This window comes from Pararhizobium sp. P1_E7 (assembly GCF_056405855.1).
On the sequence record NZ_JBFUBH010000007.1, the window covers coordinates 171,029 to 186,605 of the forward strand.

Annotated in this window: 13 protein-coding genes; 11 read left to right on the forward strand and 2 right to left on the reverse strand. The window is 60.2% G+C overall.

The window, feature by feature from the left end; genetic code table 11:
* Nucleotides 1-2: 2 nt before the first annotated feature.
* Nucleotides 3-401 carry an SRPBCC family protein gene (locus AC1D17_RS10815; protein ID WP_477565469.1) on the reverse strand — a complete coding sequence of 133 codons (399 nt, stop codon included), beginning with the start codon at nt 399-401 and terminating at the stop codon, nt 3-5.
* A gap of 273 nt (nt 402-674) precedes the next feature.
* On the opposite strand from AC1D17_RS10815, the gene gndA reads away from it, so the two are divergent.
* Nucleotides 675-2,105, forward strand: a complete 1,431-nt coding sequence (gene gndA, locus AC1D17_RS10820) for an NADP-dependent phosphogluconate dehydrogenase (RefSeq protein ID WP_477565408.1) — start codon at nt 675-677, stop codon at nt 2,103-2,105.
* A gap of 76 nt (nt 2,106-2,181) precedes the next feature.
* Here gndA and AC1D17_RS10825 read toward each other — a convergent pair whose 3' ends face one another.
* Nucleotides 2,182-3,219, reverse strand: a complete 1,038-nt coding sequence (locus tag AC1D17_RS10825) for a LacI family transcriptional regulator (protein ID WP_477565409.1) — start codon at nt 3,217-3,219, stop codon at nt 2,182-2,184.
* A gap of 489 nt (nt 3,220-3,708) precedes the next feature.
* Here AC1D17_RS10825 and AC1D17_RS10830 point away from each other — a divergent pair, with 489 nt between their 5' ends.
* The 10 genes from AC1D17_RS10830 (at nt 3,709) to AC1D17_RS10875 (ending at nt 15,521) form a co-directional block, all read left to right on the forward strand.
* Nucleotides 3,709-4,941, forward strand: coding sequence for an ABC transporter substrate-binding protein (locus AC1D17_RS10830; RefSeq protein WP_477565410.1), 1,233 nt, complete (start codon nt 3,709-3,711; stop codon nt 4,939-4,941).
* A 124-nt stretch (nt 4,942-5,065) separates the two neighbouring features.
* A complete protein-coding gene (locus AC1D17_RS10835) occupies nt 5,066-5,968 on the forward strand; it encodes a carbohydrate ABC transporter permease (protein WP_477565411.1) in 903 nt (300 codons plus the stop codon).
* Between the two features lie 82 nt (nt 5,969-6,050).
* Nucleotides 6,051-6,899, forward strand: coding sequence for a carbohydrate ABC transporter permease (locus tag AC1D17_RS10840; RefSeq protein WP_264219034.1), 849 nt, complete (start codon nt 6,051-6,053; stop codon nt 6,897-6,899).
* A gap of 4 nt (nt 6,900-6,903) precedes the next feature.
* Nucleotides 6,904-7,989, forward strand: coding sequence for an ABC transporter ATP-binding protein (locus AC1D17_RS10845; protein WP_264218498.1), 1,086 nt, complete (start codon nt 6,904-6,906; stop codon nt 7,987-7,989).
* A 194-nt stretch (nt 7,990-8,183) separates the two neighbouring features.
* On the forward strand, nt 8,184-10,652 hold the full coding sequence (locus AC1D17_RS10850; RefSeq protein ID WP_477565412.1) for a beta-mannosidase: 2,469 nt from the start codon (nt 8,184-8,186) through the stop codon (nt 10,650-10,652).
* Between the two features lie 9 nt (nt 10,653-10,661).
* Complete coding sequence (locus AC1D17_RS10855; protein WP_477565413.1) at nt 10,662-10,841, forward strand: D-lyxose/D-mannose family sugar isomerase; 180 nt, start codon at nt 10,662-10,664, stop codon at nt 10,839-10,841.
* Between the two features lie 19 nt (nt 10,842-10,860).
* Nucleotides 10,861-11,622 carry a sugar phosphate isomerase/epimerase family protein gene (locus AC1D17_RS10860; protein WP_477565414.1) on the forward strand — a complete coding sequence of 254 codons (762 nt, stop codon included), beginning with the start codon at nt 10,861-10,863 and terminating at the stop codon, nt 11,620-11,622.
* A gap of 30 nt (nt 11,623-11,652) precedes the next feature.
* Nucleotides 11,653-12,786 carry a Gfo/Idh/MocA family protein gene (locus tag AC1D17_RS10865; RefSeq protein ID WP_477565470.1) on the forward strand — a complete coding sequence of 378 codons (1,134 nt, stop codon included), beginning with the start codon at nt 11,653-11,655 and terminating at the stop codon, nt 12,784-12,786.
* A 133-nt stretch (nt 12,787-12,919) separates the two neighbouring features.
* Nucleotides 12,920-13,951: an L-glyceraldehyde 3-phosphate reductase gene (mgrA, locus tag AC1D17_RS10870; protein WP_477565415.1), complete on the forward strand. Its 1,032-nt coding sequence runs from the start codon at nt 12,920-12,922 to the stop codon at nt 13,949-13,951.
* A gap of 463 nt (nt 13,952-14,414) precedes the next feature.
* The gene (locus AC1D17_RS10875; RefSeq protein ID WP_477565416.1) at nt 14,415-15,521 is read left to right on the forward strand and encodes a TRAP transporter substrate-binding protein; all 1,107 of its coding nucleotides are present in this window, start codon (nt 14,415-14,417) and stop codon (nt 15,519-15,521) included.
* Nucleotides 15,522-15,577 lie beyond the last annotated feature (56 nt).

A 15,577-nucleotide genomic window follows, 5' to 3' on the forward strand; every position in this document is an offset into this window, starting at 1 on the left:
GGCTATGCTTCCAGCAATTGTTTCAATGTGGCGAGATCCTTTAGAACCCAATCGCGATCGGTGTCGAATTGGTCTTCGCTGACGCCGGGCAGTTTCAACAATGTGAACATGACCTCCGCGCCATCGCCGTTGGGAACAACGCGCAGCGCGTTGTGCACCACAAGGCCCGTTTCCATCGTCACGGAGTGATCCATCACGCCCAGATCGTTTGGTGGTGTGAAGCGGACCCGGACGCTGCCGAGCGGACCGTATGCGACCCAATCCTCGCCGTCCGGCTCAAGGCCCGATCCAAGCCCGGATGCCCACAGCGGCATGTTTTCCGGCCTTGCTGCAAAGGCGTAGACATCGCGCCAGTTCCGCTCGATGCCGATATGAACGATGGTCGCTTCCATCACGGGCACCATGTTTTCTCTCTCCCTGTTTCTGCCCATTTCCGGCGATTTCCGCATGCAACACTTGAGGTTCCAAAGCTTACCGCGCCGCGCCGGAAAAGTCTCACTTTTGACAACAATCACTTGTCCTTAATCGATTTGAATGCCAAAACTCCCACAGCATCCGCAAGGCGTGTTCGGGGATCCGAGGCTGCATAAAATCGCCCTGCAAGTTCAATCTGGTGGAATGTGCGCGCGCCCAGCCGGGCCTTGGCACCTTCACTGTCCAACGGAGGCACATACGTGGCACAGGCAGAAATCGGCCTTATCGGTCTTGGCGTTATGGGATCGAACCTGGCGCTCAATATTGCCGAAAAGGGCAATAAGATCGCCGTCTTCAACCGCACCGTTGAAGCGACGCGGAAGTTCTATGCCGAAGCCGGCGCATTGCAGAGCCAGATCGTGCCGTGTGAGACCATCGAGGAATTCGTCGCGGCGATCCGCCCGCCGCGGCCGATCATCATCATGATCAAGGCCGGTGAGCCAGTCGACCAGCAGATGGAGCTGCTCAAGCCCTATCTGGAGAAGAACGACATCATGATCGATGCCGGCAACGCCAATTTTCGCGACACGATGCGCCGCTTCGACAATCTCAAGGACAGCGGCCTGACCTTTATCGGCATGGGCGTTTCCGGTGGCGAGGAGGGTGCGCGCCACGGCCCGTCCATCATGGTCGGCGGCAAGGAAGAGTCCTGGAAGCGCGTCGAGAAAGTGCTGACCTCGATTGCAGCGAAATACAACGAAGACCCCTGCGTTGCCTGGCTCGGAGAGAACGGTGCTGGTCATTTCGTCAAGACCATCCACAATGGCATCGAATATGCCGATATGCAGATGATCGCTGAAATCTACGGCATCCTGCGTGACGGCCTGAAGATGAGCGCCACCGAAATCGGCGAGGTTTTCGGCGAATGGAACAAGGGACGGCTCAATTCCTACCTGATCGAAATCACCGAGAAGGTTTTGAAGGCGGCCGACCCGATCACCGGCAAGCCGATCGTCGATCTCATCCTCGACAAGGCCGGCCAGAAGGGCACCGGCAAATGGTCGGTGATCGAGGCGCAGAACATGGGCATCCCGGCAACCGCGATCGAAGCGGCTGTTGCTGCCCGCAGCATTTCGTCGGTCAAGGGCGAGCGCGAGGCCGCTGAAAAAGTGCTCGGCCTGCCCAATGTCGGCGAATTCAGGATTGCCGATAAGGCTGCCTTCATCAAGGATCTCGAAAGCGCGCTTCTGGCTGCCAAGATCGGCGCCTATGCGCAAGGGTTCGCCGTCATGGCGGAGGCCTCGCGCGAATTCGGCTGGAACCTGCCGATGCCGACGATTGCCCGCATCTGGCGCGCCGGCTGCATCATCCGCTCGGCGTTCCTTGATGAAATCACCACCGCCTTCACCAAGGACCCGAATGTTGCCAACCTGATTGTCACCCCGGCATTTTCCGGCATGGTCAAGGAAACCGACGGCGCCCTTCGGCGGGTCGTTTCGGCGGCTGTCCTCGGCGGCCTGCCGGTTCCAGCCCTTGCCTCGGCCCTTGGCTATTTCGACAGCTATCGCCGCGGCCGCGGCACGGCCAACGTCATCCAGGCGCAGCGCGACTTTTTTGGCGCCCATGGTTTCGACCGCGTCGATGGCGCGGATTCGCATCACGGCCCGTGGGGCAGTGGTCTCAACGCCTGATTAGCCGGCTGATTGCCGTAGAGACCTGGTATAAGAACGGCCGCTGATCGATCAGCGGCCGTTTCGTTTGTGCCATTCAGTTTTGAAGAACCGGAAAGCTCAATGTCTGCAGTTCGCTTGCTGGCCGGCCTTCGATGCGGGCGATCACCGCTTTTGCCAGTTCGCGCCCGGCAAGCCTGAAATCCTCCCTGAGGGTGATAACCTCTGGCCTCAGCCACTGCAGGAAGTCGTTCGACTGCTTTGAGACGATGTCGATGTCGTGTCCGAGCTTCAGTCCCGCGGCTTCAATGCCGGCAACCAGAGCTACCGCACCGCCACCGCTGCCGGAGATCGCGCCGTCGGGCGCGTCCGGCGCGCGCATCGTTGCCTCGCAGGCGGCGCGGATATCGGCCAGGCTGTTGTCGAGATCGACCGTGTTGAACGGAACGGATGTCGCTCCGAAATCCCGCAGTCCACGCTCGAAACCGGTCCGCATGTGGATATGATAGGTCAGCGAGCGGGGTGGGTGCAGCAGCATGATCCGGCGCCGGCCGCGTTCCACCAGCATGCGCACGGCATCGTAGGCAAAGCGCTCATTGTCGAAGTCATGGTAGGGATGGACGAGGCCCATTTCCGTGCGGCCATGTGTGCCGAAGGGAAAGTTGCGCTCCATCATCAGGGCGACGCGCGGATCCTTCGGCTCGGTTCGCGAAATGATGACCCCGTCTGCAGCGCCGGTATCCAGCACGTAACGCACCGGATCGAGCGGATCGCTGTGGCCGCTGTAGGGCGTGATGACCAGATGATACTGTGTCGTTGCCAGGATCTCCGAGACGCCGATGACCATCGGGCTCGTCAGGCCGATGAATTCCTCCTCCAGGTTGAGGATCAGGCTGATGACGTTCGTCTTGCCCGTGCGCAGACGCACGCCGGCACGATTGGGATGGTATCCGACCTGGGCGGCGATCAGCCGGACACGCTCCTTGGTCTCCGCGCCGATGTCGGGCGCATCCTTCAGGGCCCGCGACACCGTGGTGATGCCAAGGCCGGTCATGAAGGCAATTGTCTTCAAGGTCGGGCGTTCGTTCGGTGAGGGCGGTAGTGCTGCCTGCCGGCTCTTGTGTTTTTCGTCCATGCTCCGCCCACCACCTTCCCGTATGCAGGCTGCACGTCGCAAGGACAGCGTTTTCCTGCTTCAGCCCAGAGGGCCTGCCCGCTTTATATACGATTCATGACATAGCGGTAGCTGCGGCCCGCGCTCCCCCTAAAGTCAAAATCTGTAACGATACAGTTCACTTGTCGAGCGGTTTTTTCCGTTCCGCCGCGGCAACTCTTCGTAGAGTTGAATCTTGCGATGCATTATGGAAACTTTGCACCTGCGAAGTGTCGCTCGGGAGGTTGCCGATGAAAATGGCCGATTTAATGCCAAAACTGGTTCATTTATCTCAATTTCGGCTGATTTTGCATCGCAGCAAACCGGGGGCATAGGTCGGTAGTGGCGTCGATGATAGCACCTATAGGTTGTCTTTAACTTTTTCTGAGGAATTATGGGCTGCGGCGGTTGCGTCTGCTAATCGATTGAACTAAGTTTTTCCGGTAACGTTACAGTGAGGGAGGAAAACTCATGAAATTGCGTTTGTTGGCTGCTGCATTGGCGGCGACTGTAGTGCTTCCATTCGGCATCGCTAACGCGGCCGATCTGGAAGTGACGCATTGGTGGACGTCCGGCGGCGAAGCCGCGGCCGTTGCGGAGCTTGCCAAGGCATTCGATGCCACCGGCAATCATTGGGTCGATGGTGCGATCGCCGGATCCGGCGGCACCGCGCGGCCGATCATGGTCAGCCGCATCACCGGCGGTGACCCGATGGGCGCGACCCAGTTCAACCATGGCCGTCAGGCCGAAGAGCTGGTGCAGGCCGGCCTGATGCGCGATCTGACCGATGTCGCAACGAAGGAACACTGGAAGGATATCATCAAGCCTTCGAGCCTGCTCGACAGCTGCACGATCGACGGCAAGATTTATTGCGCCCCGGTCAACATCCATTCCTGGCAGTGGCTGTGGCTTTCGAATGCGGCCTTCAAGACGGCCGGCGTCGCTGTGCCGAAGAACTGGGATGAATTCGTCGCTGCCGCTCCGGCACTCGAAAAGGCCGGTATCGTTCCGCTTGCAGTCGGTGGCCAGCCCTGGCAGTCGGCCGGTGCGTTCGACGTGCTGATGGTGGCAATCGCCGGCAAGGACGTCTTCAACAAGGTGTTCGGCGACAAGGATGAGGAAGTCGCCGCAGGTCCCGAAATCGCCAAGGTCTTCAAGGCTGCCGACGATGCCCGTAAGATGTCGAAGGGCAGCAACGTGCAGGATTGGAACCAGGCGACCAACCTGGTCATCACCGGCAAGGCTGGCGGTCAGATCATGGGTGACTGGGCACAGGGCGAGTTCCAGCTGGCCGGCCAGAAGGCCGGTACAGACTACACCTKCCTGCCGGGTCTGGGCGTCAACGAGATCATCTCGACCGGTGGCGACGCGTTCTACTTCCCGCTTTTGAAGGATGAAGAGAAGTCCAAGGCGCAGGAAGTGCTCGCCTCGACGCTCCTCAATCCGGCGACCCAGGTTGCCTTCAATCTGAAGAAGGGCTCGTTGCCGGTTCGTGGTGACGTCGATCTGGCTGCTGCCAACGACTGCATGAAGAAGGGTCTCGAAATCCTTGCCAAGGGCAATGTGATCCAGGGTACCGACCAGCTTCTGTCTGCCGACAGCCAGAAACAGAAGGAAGATCTCTTTTCCGAGTTCTTCGCATCGTCGATGACGCCGGAAGATGCGCAGAAGCGCTTCGCCGAAATCATCGCTTCGGCCGACTGACGGGCCAGTCTCCGTGGAAGACCGGTTCCGCATTTGCGGGGTCGGTCTGAGGCTCCCGGTGGATATCATGCCGGGGCTTCAGCCACATCCTGAAGAAAACCACCATCCAGGGGAGGGTTGACCTATGACGGGCCACGTGAACGCCGGCCGGCCAAACCAGTTGCTGCGCAATCTGCATTCAAAGATTGCCTCAATTCCGATGATACTCACCGCCATCGTCATCTTTCTTGGCGGTACGCTTTGGACGGTGTTTTATTCCTTCACCAATTCCAAGCTGCTGCCGCGCCTTTCCTTCGTCGGGCTTGATCAGTACGAGCGCTTGTGGGCAGCTCCCCGCTGGCTCATTTCCATCCAGAACCTTGCGATTTATGGTGTGTTTTCGCTGATTTTCAGCCTCGTCATCGGCTTTCTTCTCGCCGCGCTGATGGATCAGAAGATCCGCTTCGAAAATACCTTCCGCACGATCTTCCTCTATCCTTTTGCGCTATCCTTCATCGTCACCGGCCTTGTCTGGCAATGGATACTCAATCCGGAGTTTGGTATCCAATCCGTCGTCCGCTCGCTGGGTTGGAGCAGCTTCACATTTGATCCGCTCTACAATTCCAGCATCGTCATCTACGGCATCCTGATCGCCGCGCTGTGGCAGGGCACCGGCCTTGTCATGTGCCTGATGCTGGCTGGCCTGCGCGGGATCGACGAGGATATCTGGAAGGCTGCGCGCGTCGATGGCATCCCGATGTGGAAGACCTATGTCCTGATCATCATCCCGATGATGCGGGCGGTGTTCATCACCACACTCGTGATCATCGCCAGCGGCATCGTCCGCGTCTACGACCTCGTCGTGGCGCAGACCAGCGGCGGCCCGGGTATCTCCTCGGAAGTGCCTGCAAAATATGTCTACGACTATATGTTTCAGGCGCAGAACCTTGGTCAGGGCTTTGCCGCCTCGACCATGATGCTGATCACGGTCGCCATCATCATCGTGCCCTGGGCCTATCTGGAATTCGGAGGACGCAAGCGTGGCTGATACCATAACCCTCAACAAGCAGGCCGCCCACGCCGCGACCTCCCGACTGGCCCCCGGGCCACAGGGCAAAAAGCCCCGCCCGATGTTTTCGCCGCGAAACATCATGGTCTATGGCGCGCTGATCTTCGCTGCGGCCTACTATCTGCTGCCGCTCTATGTGATGGTCGTCACCTCGCTCAAGGGCATGCCGGAAATCCGGCTCGGCAACATCTTCTCGCCACCGCTCGAAATCACGTTCGAACCCTGGGTCAAGGCCTGGTCCAGTGCCTGCACGGGTCTCAACTGCGACGGTCTTTCGCGCGGTTTCTGGAACTCGGTGCGCATCACCATTCCCTCAACAATCGTCTCGATCGCGATCGCCTCGGTCAACGGCTATGCGCTGGCGAACTGGCGTTTCAAGGGGGCAGACCTGTTCTTCACGATCCTGATCGTCGGCGCATTCATCCCGTATCAGGTGATGATCTATCCGATCGTCATCGTGCTGCGCGAAATGGGCCTCTACGGCTCGCTGACCGGCCTGATCATCGTCCACACGATCTTCGGCATGCCGATCCTGACGCTTCTGTTCCGCAACTACTTCACGTCGCTGCCGGAAGAACTGTTCAAGGCGGCCCGTGTCGATGGGGCGGGATTCTGGACGATCTATTTCAAGATCATGCTGCCGATGTCGCTGCCGATCTTCGTGGTCGCGATGATCCTGCAGGTCACCGGCATCTGGAACGACTTCCTGTTCGGCGTGGTGTTCACCCGGCCCGAATACTATCCGATGACCGTCCAGCTCAACAATATCGTCAATTCGGTTCAGGGCGTGAAGGAATACAACGTCAACATGGCGGCAACCATCCTGACCGGCGCCGTGCCGTTGATCGTCTACTTCGTCTCCGGACGGCTTTTTGTCCGTGGCATCGCCGCCGGCGCAGTGAAAGGGTAATTGCATGAACAACAACAGCGTATCGGTCAGGGATCTGTCGTTGAGCTTCGGTGCGGTCACCGTTCTCGAAACACTCAATCTCGACATCAAGGACGGCGAATTTCTGGTGCTTCTCGGCTCGTCCGGCTGCGGGAAATCGACCCTTCTCAATTGCATCGCAGGTCTTCTCGACGTCTCCGACGGCCAGATTTTTATCAAGGACAGGAACGTCACCTGGGAAGAGCCAAAGGATCGCGGCATCGGCATGGTGTTCCAGTCCTATGCGCTCTATCCGCAGATGACGGTGGAGGGCAACCTGTCCTTCGGGCTCAAGGTCGCCAAGCTGCCGCAGGCGGAAATCGACAAGCGGGTGGCGCGTGCCGCCGAAATCCTGCAGATTCAGCCGCTCCTGAAGCGGAAGCCATCGGAATTGTCCGGTGGCCAGCGCCAGCGCGTGGCGATCGGCCGTGCGCTTGTGCGCGACGTTGACGTCTTCCTGTTCGACGAGCCGTTGTCCAACCTCGACGCCAAGCTGCGTTCCGAGCTGCGCGTCGAAATCAAGCGGCTGCATCAGTCGCTGAAGAACACGATGATCTACGTCACGCACGACCAGATCGAGGCGCTGACGCTGGCTGACCGCATCGCCGTCATGAAGAGCGGCGTCATCCAGCAACTCGCCGATCCGATGACGATCTACAACATGCCGGAAAACCTGTTCGTCGCCGGCTTCATCGGCTCGCCGTCGATGAATTTCTTCCGCGGCGAGATCAAGGACAGGGGCGGGCGCAAGGTTGTCGAGATCAATGGAGTCGATTTCGCCATGGATGCCTATCCGGCCCGTGGGCCCCTGGAGGCTGGCCGCAAGGTCGTTCTTGGAGTTCGCCCCGAACACGTCAAGGTCGATGAGCCCGGCGCAGAAATTCATGACGCTGTTGTCGATATCGAGGAGCCGATGGGCGCCGACAATCTCCTGTGGCTGAAGCTCGCCGGACAGACCATATCGGTACGAATCGCCGGTTCGCGGCGCTATGCGCCGGGGAAGGCCCTGCAGCTCAGCTTCGACATGTCGATGGCTTCGGTCTTCGATGCTGTGACGGAAAACAGGATCTAGCCGCTTGATCGGTGGGGCGCAGGTTACCGCCCCTGTGACGCCGTGACATCTCCGCCTCAAGGGGAAGATCAATCGCCGGATGCTGGCGACCCTGATTTGGCGCCTGTGCGGAAAGAGCGATCTCCCCCTGAGGGGGAGATGTCCCGAAGGGACAGAGGGGGAAACCCCAACAGACAGATATTGGATATTCTCGAATGACCACCTTCAACCAAAACCCTGCCACACTCGACCTTTCCGGCGTCTGGCAGCTTGCCTCGTCCGACAACAGCCACGCGCTGACGATTGCCATTCCCGGCGATGTCCACAGTGCCCTGCAGGCGGCGGGCGTCATCGCCGATCCCTATGCCGGCCGCAACGAGGACGATGTGCAATGGGTGGCCCATAAGGACTGGGTGCTGGAGCGGACCTTCGACATCGGCGCGTCAGAGCTTTCGGGTAGCTGGTATCTCGACATCGAGAGCCTCGACACCGTAGCCGAGGTTTACCTCAACGACGAAGCCGTGCTCCATGCCGAGAACGCCTTCCGGCGATATCGCCCCGATGTCAGCGCTGTGCTGAAGGCCGGGCAGAACCGTTTGCGGATTGTCATTCGCTCCTCGATCGGCGCCGGCGAAAAAGCGCAGGCAGCCCAGCCGTTCTACATTCCCTATTCGACCGGCAATTCGCCGATTGCCAACGGCAACATGCTGCGCAAGCCGCAATGCCATTTCGGCTGGGACTGGAACATCGCCATCGCGCCGCTCGGCATTTACGGCACGATCGCGCTGAAGAGGCTCGCCGCTGCCCGCATCGAACATGTGACGACGCGGCAGGTGCTGCAGGTCGGCGGTGCGGTCGATCTCCAGGTCACGGTGACGCTGTTTGCGAAAGAGCCAGGCATCGTCGGGATTGATTTTGGGCTTGACGGCCAACGCGAGCACCTGGACTGCGCCGTCGATCCGGGCGAAACCCGGATTACGCATGTCTTTACGATAGACGATCCGGCGCTCTGGTGGCCGGCAGGCAGCGGTGAACAGGCATTGTCGCAGCTGACTGTGGCGTTGCCCGGCGAAACCGTGACGCGCCAGATCGGCTTTCGCACTGTCGAACTCCTGACCGACAAGGATGCGGCCGGCAGCCGTTTTGCGTTCCGCGTCAATGGCCGCGAAATCTTCTGCCGGGGCGCCAACTGGATTCCCGCCGATGCGCTTGCCTCCCGGGTCACGCCGGAGGCTGTCGAGGACCTTTTGCGCTCGGCGGTCGATGCCAATATGAACATGATCCGCGTCTGGGGCGGCGGCTTTTATGAACCGGATTGGTTCTACGATCTTTGTGACCGGCTCGGCATCATGGTCTGGCAGGACTTCATGTTTGCCTGCAACCTCTACCCCTCGACGCCGGACTTTCTCGAAAACGTCGCTGCCGAGGTCGAGTATCAGGTCAAGCGATTGTCCTCGCACCCCTCGATCGCGCTGTGGTGTGGCGACAATGAGCTGGTCGGTGCGCTCACCTGGTTCGAGGAGAGCCGTAGGGATCGTGACCGCTATCTCGTTTCCTATGACCGTCTTAACCGCACCATCGAGACCGGCATCAAGGCGGCAGCGCCGGAAGCGATCTGGTGGCCCTCGAGCCCGTCTGTCGGGCCGCTGAACTTTGGCGATGCCTGGCATGCCGATGGCTCCGGTGACATGCACTACTGGTCGGTCTGGCACGAGAACAAGTCGTTCGACAATTACCGCACCGTGCGGCCGCGCTTTTGCTCGGAGTTCGGCTTTCAGTCCTACACCTCGATGCCGGTCGTCCGGCAGTTTGCCGAACAGAAGGATCTGAACGTCGCTTCGCCAGTGATGGAAGCGCACCAGAAAAATGCCGGTGGCAACGAGCGCATCGCCGCCACCATGTTCCGCTACTTCCGTTTTCCGAAGGATTTTTCCAACTTCGTCTATCTCAGCCAGATCCAGCAGGGACTGGCGATCCGCACCGCCGTCGATTTCTGGCGCTCCTTGAAGCCGCATTGCATGGGAACGCTCTACTGGCAGCTCAACGACACCTGGCCTGTCGCTTCCTGGGCGAGCCTCGACTACGGCGGCAACTGGAAGGCCATGCACTACATGACGCGCCGGTTCTTCCAGCAGGTCGCGGTCGCTGCCATCCCGTCCGATGACGGCAAGACCATTGCATTTTCGATGGTCAACGACACCGCTGCGCCGGTCACGGTCGAACTGCAGACCTTCGTTGTTTCGTTGTCGGGTGAAAAGCAGCCTTTGATGGCCTCTGCCGGCACTTGCAGTCCGGATCGCGCCGATACGCTGATGACGATTGCCGCATCGGATATCCCCAAGGATGCATTGCTGTTCTGGTCCTTTGAGGCCTCGAACGGCATGCGGGGCGAGGGCCATCATGTGCAGGGCACCTACAAGGCGCTCGACCTCGAGCCGTCGGGGCTTTCCATTTCCGCCACACCGGTCGGCGATGGCTCCTACGGCGTCACCGTGTCGGCCACCGGCCTTGCCTTGCATGTGATGATCGAAGCCGACGTCGAAGGCCGTTATTCCGACAACGCCTTCGACCTGACGGCCGGTGAGAGCCGCGTCATCCGGTTCACACCGAAGCTGCCGCTGGCGGCAGGCGTTGCGCCGGTCTTTACCGGCTACGACCTGCAATCCTGCCAGGGCAATGGGTAGGGGGCGATCATGTTGCGATGCAAAGTCAATGCCATCACAGGGCGAAGCGACGCCTTCATGCGCCAGCATGGCTTCGTCCTGCCGCCGTTTGCCTACTTCCGCGAGCCCGTCGGCCGCTTATCCACCATCCAGGAAGATACCAAGCCGAGCCATCTGCCGGTGCCCAACTACGACACCTGGCTCTCATAAATCCCAAGGAGGAATACCCATGCAGACCGTCAGCTTCCAGCTTTACAGTGCCCGCAATTTCCCGCCGCTTGCCGATGTGCTGAAGACCGTCGGTGCAGCCGGCTATAAACAGGTCGAGGGGTATGGCGCTCTCTATGCCGCGCTCGATGATGCGGCCTTGGCTGAACTGAAAGCCGACATGGACAAGAACGGCTTGACCATGCCATCCGCCCATTTCAGCCTCGATCTGCTCGAATCCGATCCCACCCGTGCCGTGCACATCGCCAAGACGCTCGGCATCAAGTCGATCTATTGCCCGCATATCGCCGCCGACCAGCGCCCAACGGACGCGAGCGGCTGGAAGGCCTTCGGTGAACGCCTGGAAAAGGCCGGAAAACCGTTCCGCGATGCCGGTCTCGATTTCGGCTGGCACAATCACGATTTCGAATTCGTGGCGCTGCCCGACGGGTCGATCCCGCAGGACCACATCTTTGCCGGTGGTCCGAGCCTTTCCTGGGAAGCCGATATCGCCTGGGTCATCCGCGGCGGTGCCGACCCTTTTGCCTATATCGAGAAGTACGGCAAGCGCATCACCGCCGTCCACGTCAAGGACATCGCGCCAGCGGGTGAGAACGCGGATCAGGACGGCTGGGCCGATGTCGGCCACGGCACCGTCGAATGGGCCAAGCTGTTCAAGGCGCTTTCTGCGACGCCTGCCAGATACTACGTCGTCGAGCACGACAATCCCAAGGATTTCAAGGCGACGGCCGAGCGCTCGATCGCATCGATCAAGACCTATTGAGAGAAAGACAGCACCATGACCAAGGAACGCATGACGGGGGAACTTGGTGTCGGCATCATCGGATGCGGCAACATTTCCACCACCTATTTCAAGCTCGCACCGCTCTTTAAGGGCATCAAGGTCATCGCCTGCGCCGACATCAACCCGGCCGCCGCCGAAACGCGCGCGTCCGAATATGGTGTCAAGGCACAGACCATCGAGGAACTGCTTGCCAATCCGGAGATTGACATCGTCGTCAACCTGACCATCCCGGACGCGCATTTCCCGGTCTCCAAGATGATCCTGGAAGCCGGAAAACACGTCTATTCGGAAAAGCCGCTGGTGCTGTCGCTGGAACAGGGCGAGCAGCTGCGCGGCATCGCAACCGCCAATAATCTCAAGGTCGGCTGCGCCCCGGACACCTTCCTCGGCGGTGCCCACCAGCTGGCGCGTGACCATATCGACCAGGGCAGGATGGGCCGCGTCACGTCCGGCACCTGCCACGTGATGAGCCCCGGCATGGAGATGTGGCATCCGAACCCGGATTTCTTCTTCCTGCCCGGTGGCGGCCCGATCCTCGATCTCGGTCCCTACTACATCGCCAACCTTGTCAACCTGATCGGCCCGGTAAAACGCGTCGCAGCGCTGACCTCGATGGCCAATCACACCCGCACCATCTCCAGCGAGCCGCGCAAGGGCGAGGTCATTCCGGTCGAGACGCCGACCAACGTCCATGCGCTGCTGGAATTCCAGAACGGTGCGACGATCACGCTGTCGGCCAGCTGGGATGTCTGGTCGCACAACCATGCCAACATGGAGCTCTACGGCACCGAGGGCTCGCTGTTCGTGCCGGACCCGAACTTCTTCGGCGGCACGGTCTTGGCCAGCGGCCGTGACAACGACATCCAGCCTTTGGAAACCTGGGATCATCCGTTCTCCGTTGCCAACCAGGAGCACAAGCAGGGACCGATGGCCAACTACCGCACGGCGGGCCTCGCCGACATGGCGCTCGCCATCCTCGACGGCCGCGACGCGCGCTGCTCGCTGGAACGGGCTCTGCACGGCGTCGATGTCATGGTCTCGATCCTGAAGTCGGGCGAGGAGGGCCGCTTCATCGAGCTGACCACGACCTGCACGCAGCCGGCCGCACTCGGGATCGAGGAAGCCAGGGCTCTGTTGCGATAGGTCAAATCTGGGGGTGCAAGGCAGTATCGCTTTGCACCGTCATCACAATAAAATATACCGGATCTATCCCAATCATTCCCGGAGCATCGCTGCTTCGGGAATTCCGCTTTCAAGTACAAGGCAGGACGAAACAATGAGCTGGCAACCGGCGGACAATCGCTATGAGACGATGAAGTACAATCGCTGCGGCAAGACCGGGCTGAAGCTGCCGGCGATTTCGCTCGGTCTCTGGCACAATTTCGGCCATGACACGCCGCATGAGCGCAAGCTCGACATGTGCCGCACGGCCTTCGACCTCGGCATCACCCATTTTGACCTTGCCAACAATTATGGTCCGCCTGCGGGCTCTGCCGAAACCGCCTTCGGCGAGATCATGCGCACCGATTTTTCCGGTCTGCGCGACGAGCTGATCATCTCGTCCAAGGCCGGTTACGACATGTGGCCGGGTCCGTATGGCGAATGGGGCAGCCGCAAATACCTGATTGCATCCTGCGACCAGAGCCTTGCCCGCATGGGTCTCGACTATGTCGATATCTTCTACTCGCACCGCTTCGATCCGGACACGCCTCTCGAGGAAACCTGCGGCGCACTCGATCATATCGTCCGGTCGGGCAGGGCGCTTTATGTCGGCATCTCTTCCTATAATTCGCAGCGCACCCGGGAAGCCGCAGCGATCCTCAAGGATCTCGGCACGCCTTGCATCATCCACCAGCCAAGCTATTCAATGCTCAATCGCTGGGTCGAGGATGACGGTCTCGTCGATACGCTGGAAGAGCTCGGCATCGGTTCGATCGTGTTCTCGCCCTTGGCGCAGGGCATGCTGACGACCAAATATCTTGGCGGCATTCCGACCGACAGCCGTGCGGCGCAGAACCATTTCCTCAAGAAGGATTTCATCCGCCCGTCGATCATCGACAATATCAGGAAGCTCAACGAGATCGCCGAGAAGCGCGGCCAGACGCTGGCGCAGATGGCGATCGCCTGGGTGCTGCGTGGCGGTCACATCACGTCGGCGCTGATCGGAGCCAGCCGTTCGTCGCAGATCGTTGATTGCGTCGCAGCTTTGAAGAACGACACGTTCACCGCGGAAGAACTGGCCGAAATCGACGTCTATGCCAAGGAGGCCGACATCAATCTGTGGGCGTCGTCGGCCGAGCGCGACTAGGCGCCAGACATCTAGCTCGGCATAAAAAGAAATGGCACCGGGTCGCCAGAACCGGTGCCTTTCAACTGCTAACAGACCCAGAAATCGGCTAATTTTCCGAAGAGGGACCCCCTTTTCCGTCATCGTCGTGCACGCTGGTCGTCTGCGAGGCAACCGGCGGGCATGACAAGCCGCGCCGCTGAACCCGGATGTGGGCGAACCTTGCGTAAGCCGCTGCAAACATTGGACTTGCTGTTAGACAAAAGTCGAAGAACGTGTCTTGTCTGCGCGACTGGACATGAGAGGTTGAGCGTGTAATCTGCCGCCGGAGGCCTGTGATTTCATTGCAGATTGCAGGGCTGAAGGTGAGCAATCACGATCGTGCATGTCCGTTTGAACCGATCGATATCGGCCGGTGCGGAGTGCCCGCGGGGAGGAGCAGGTCCGGAATCGCCGGGCTGTCCGCGACAACAGAGGAGAGACTATGGATCGCCGTCTATTCATCAAGCGTGCGGCTCTCGGTGGCGTCGGTGCCGCCGCTGCCACGACGCTCGCAGCACCTGCCATCGCCCAGAGCAACCCGAAGATCAACTGGCGCCTGGCGTCGTCATTCCCGAAGTCGCTCGACACGATCTATGGCGGTGCCGAAGTGCTGTCGAAGTATCTGTCCGAAGCCACGGACGGCAATTTCCAGATCCAGGTCTTTGCTGCCGGTGAAATCGTTCCTGGCCTTCAAGCTGCCGACGCGGCTGCAGCCGGTACCGTCGAGGCCTGCCACACGGTTTCCTACTACTATTGGGGCAAGGACCCGGTCTGGGCGCTCGGCGCCGCCGTTCCGTTCGCGCTCAATGCACGCGGCATGAACGCCTGGCACTACCATGGGGGCGGTATCGACCTGTTCAACGAGTTCCTGGCGACCCAGGGCCTGGTCGGCTATCCCGGCGGTAACACCGGCGTGCAGATGGGCGGCTGGTTCCGCAAGGAAATCAAGACCGTTGCTGACATGCAGGGCCTGAAGATGCGCATCGGGGGCTTCGCCGGCAAGGTCGTCGAAAAGCTCGGCGTCGTGCCTCAGCAGATCGCCGGCGGTGACATCTATCCGGCACTGGAAAAGGGCACGATCGACGCGGCTGAATGGGTTGGTCCCTACGACGACGAGAAGCTCGGCTTCTACAAGGTCGCGCCGTATTACTACTATCCCGGCTGGTGGGAAGGTGGCCCGACGGTCCACGCCATGTTCAACAAGGCGGCCTTCGACGGCCTGCCGAAGAACTATCAGTCGCTGCTGCGCACCGCCTGCCATGCGACCGACGCCAACATGCTGCAAAAATACGATTACCTGAACCCGGCTGCGATCAAGCGTCTGGTTGCCGCCGGCGCCAAGCTCAGCCCGTTCAGCCCGGAAATCCTGTCGGCCTGCTTCGACAAGGCCAACGAGGTCTATGCCGAAATGGAAGCGGCCAACCCGACCTTCAAGAAGATCTGGGAATCGATCAAGGCCTTCCGCGGCGAGTACTATCTCAACGCCCAGATCGCTGAATACAACTACGACACGTTCATGATGATCCAGCAGCGCGGCGGCAAGCTCTAAGCCCTGCCCGGACACCATCACAAAGAAGAAAAACCCCGGAGCTGAAAGCTCCGGGG

Coding starts and splice junctions, on each gene's coding strand:
- AC1D17_RS10825 (WP_477565409.1), bottom strand. CDS start 3,219: ATGGACGAAAAACACAAGAGCCGGCAGGCAGCACTACCGCCCTCACCG.
- AC1D17_RS10835 (WP_477565411.1), top strand. CDS start 5,066: ATGACGGGCCACGTGAACGCCGGCCGGCCAAACCAGTTGCTGCGCAAT.
- AC1D17_RS10840 (WP_264219034.1), top strand. CDS start 6,051: ATGTTTTCGCCGCGAAACATCATGGTCTATGGCGCGCTGATCTTCGCT.
- AC1D17_RS10845 (WP_264218498.1), top strand. CDS start 6,904: ATGAACAACAACAGCGTATCGGTCAGGGATCTGTCGTTGAGCTTCGGT.
- AC1D17_RS10850 (WP_477565412.1), top strand. CDS start 8,184: ATGACCACCTTCAACCAAAACCCTGCCACACTCGACCTTTCCGGCGTC.
- AC1D17_RS10855 (WP_477565413.1), top strand. CDS start 10,662: ATGTTGCGATGCAAAGTCAATGCCATCACAGGGCGAAGCGACGCCTTC.
- AC1D17_RS10860 (WP_477565414.1), top strand. CDS start 10,861: ATGCAGACCGTCAGCTTCCAGCTTTACAGTGCCCGCAATTTCCCGCCG.
- AC1D17_RS10865 (WP_477565470.1), top strand. CDS start 11,653: ATGACGGGGGAACTTGGTGTCGGCATCATCGGATGCGGCAACATTTCC.
- mgrA (WP_477565415.1), top strand. CDS start 12,920: ATGAGCTGGCAACCGGCGGACAATCGCTATGAGACGATGAAGTACAAT.
- AC1D17_RS10875 (WP_477565416.1), top strand. CDS start 14,415: ATGGATCGCCGTCTATTCATCAAGCGTGCGGCTCTCGGTGGCGTCGGT.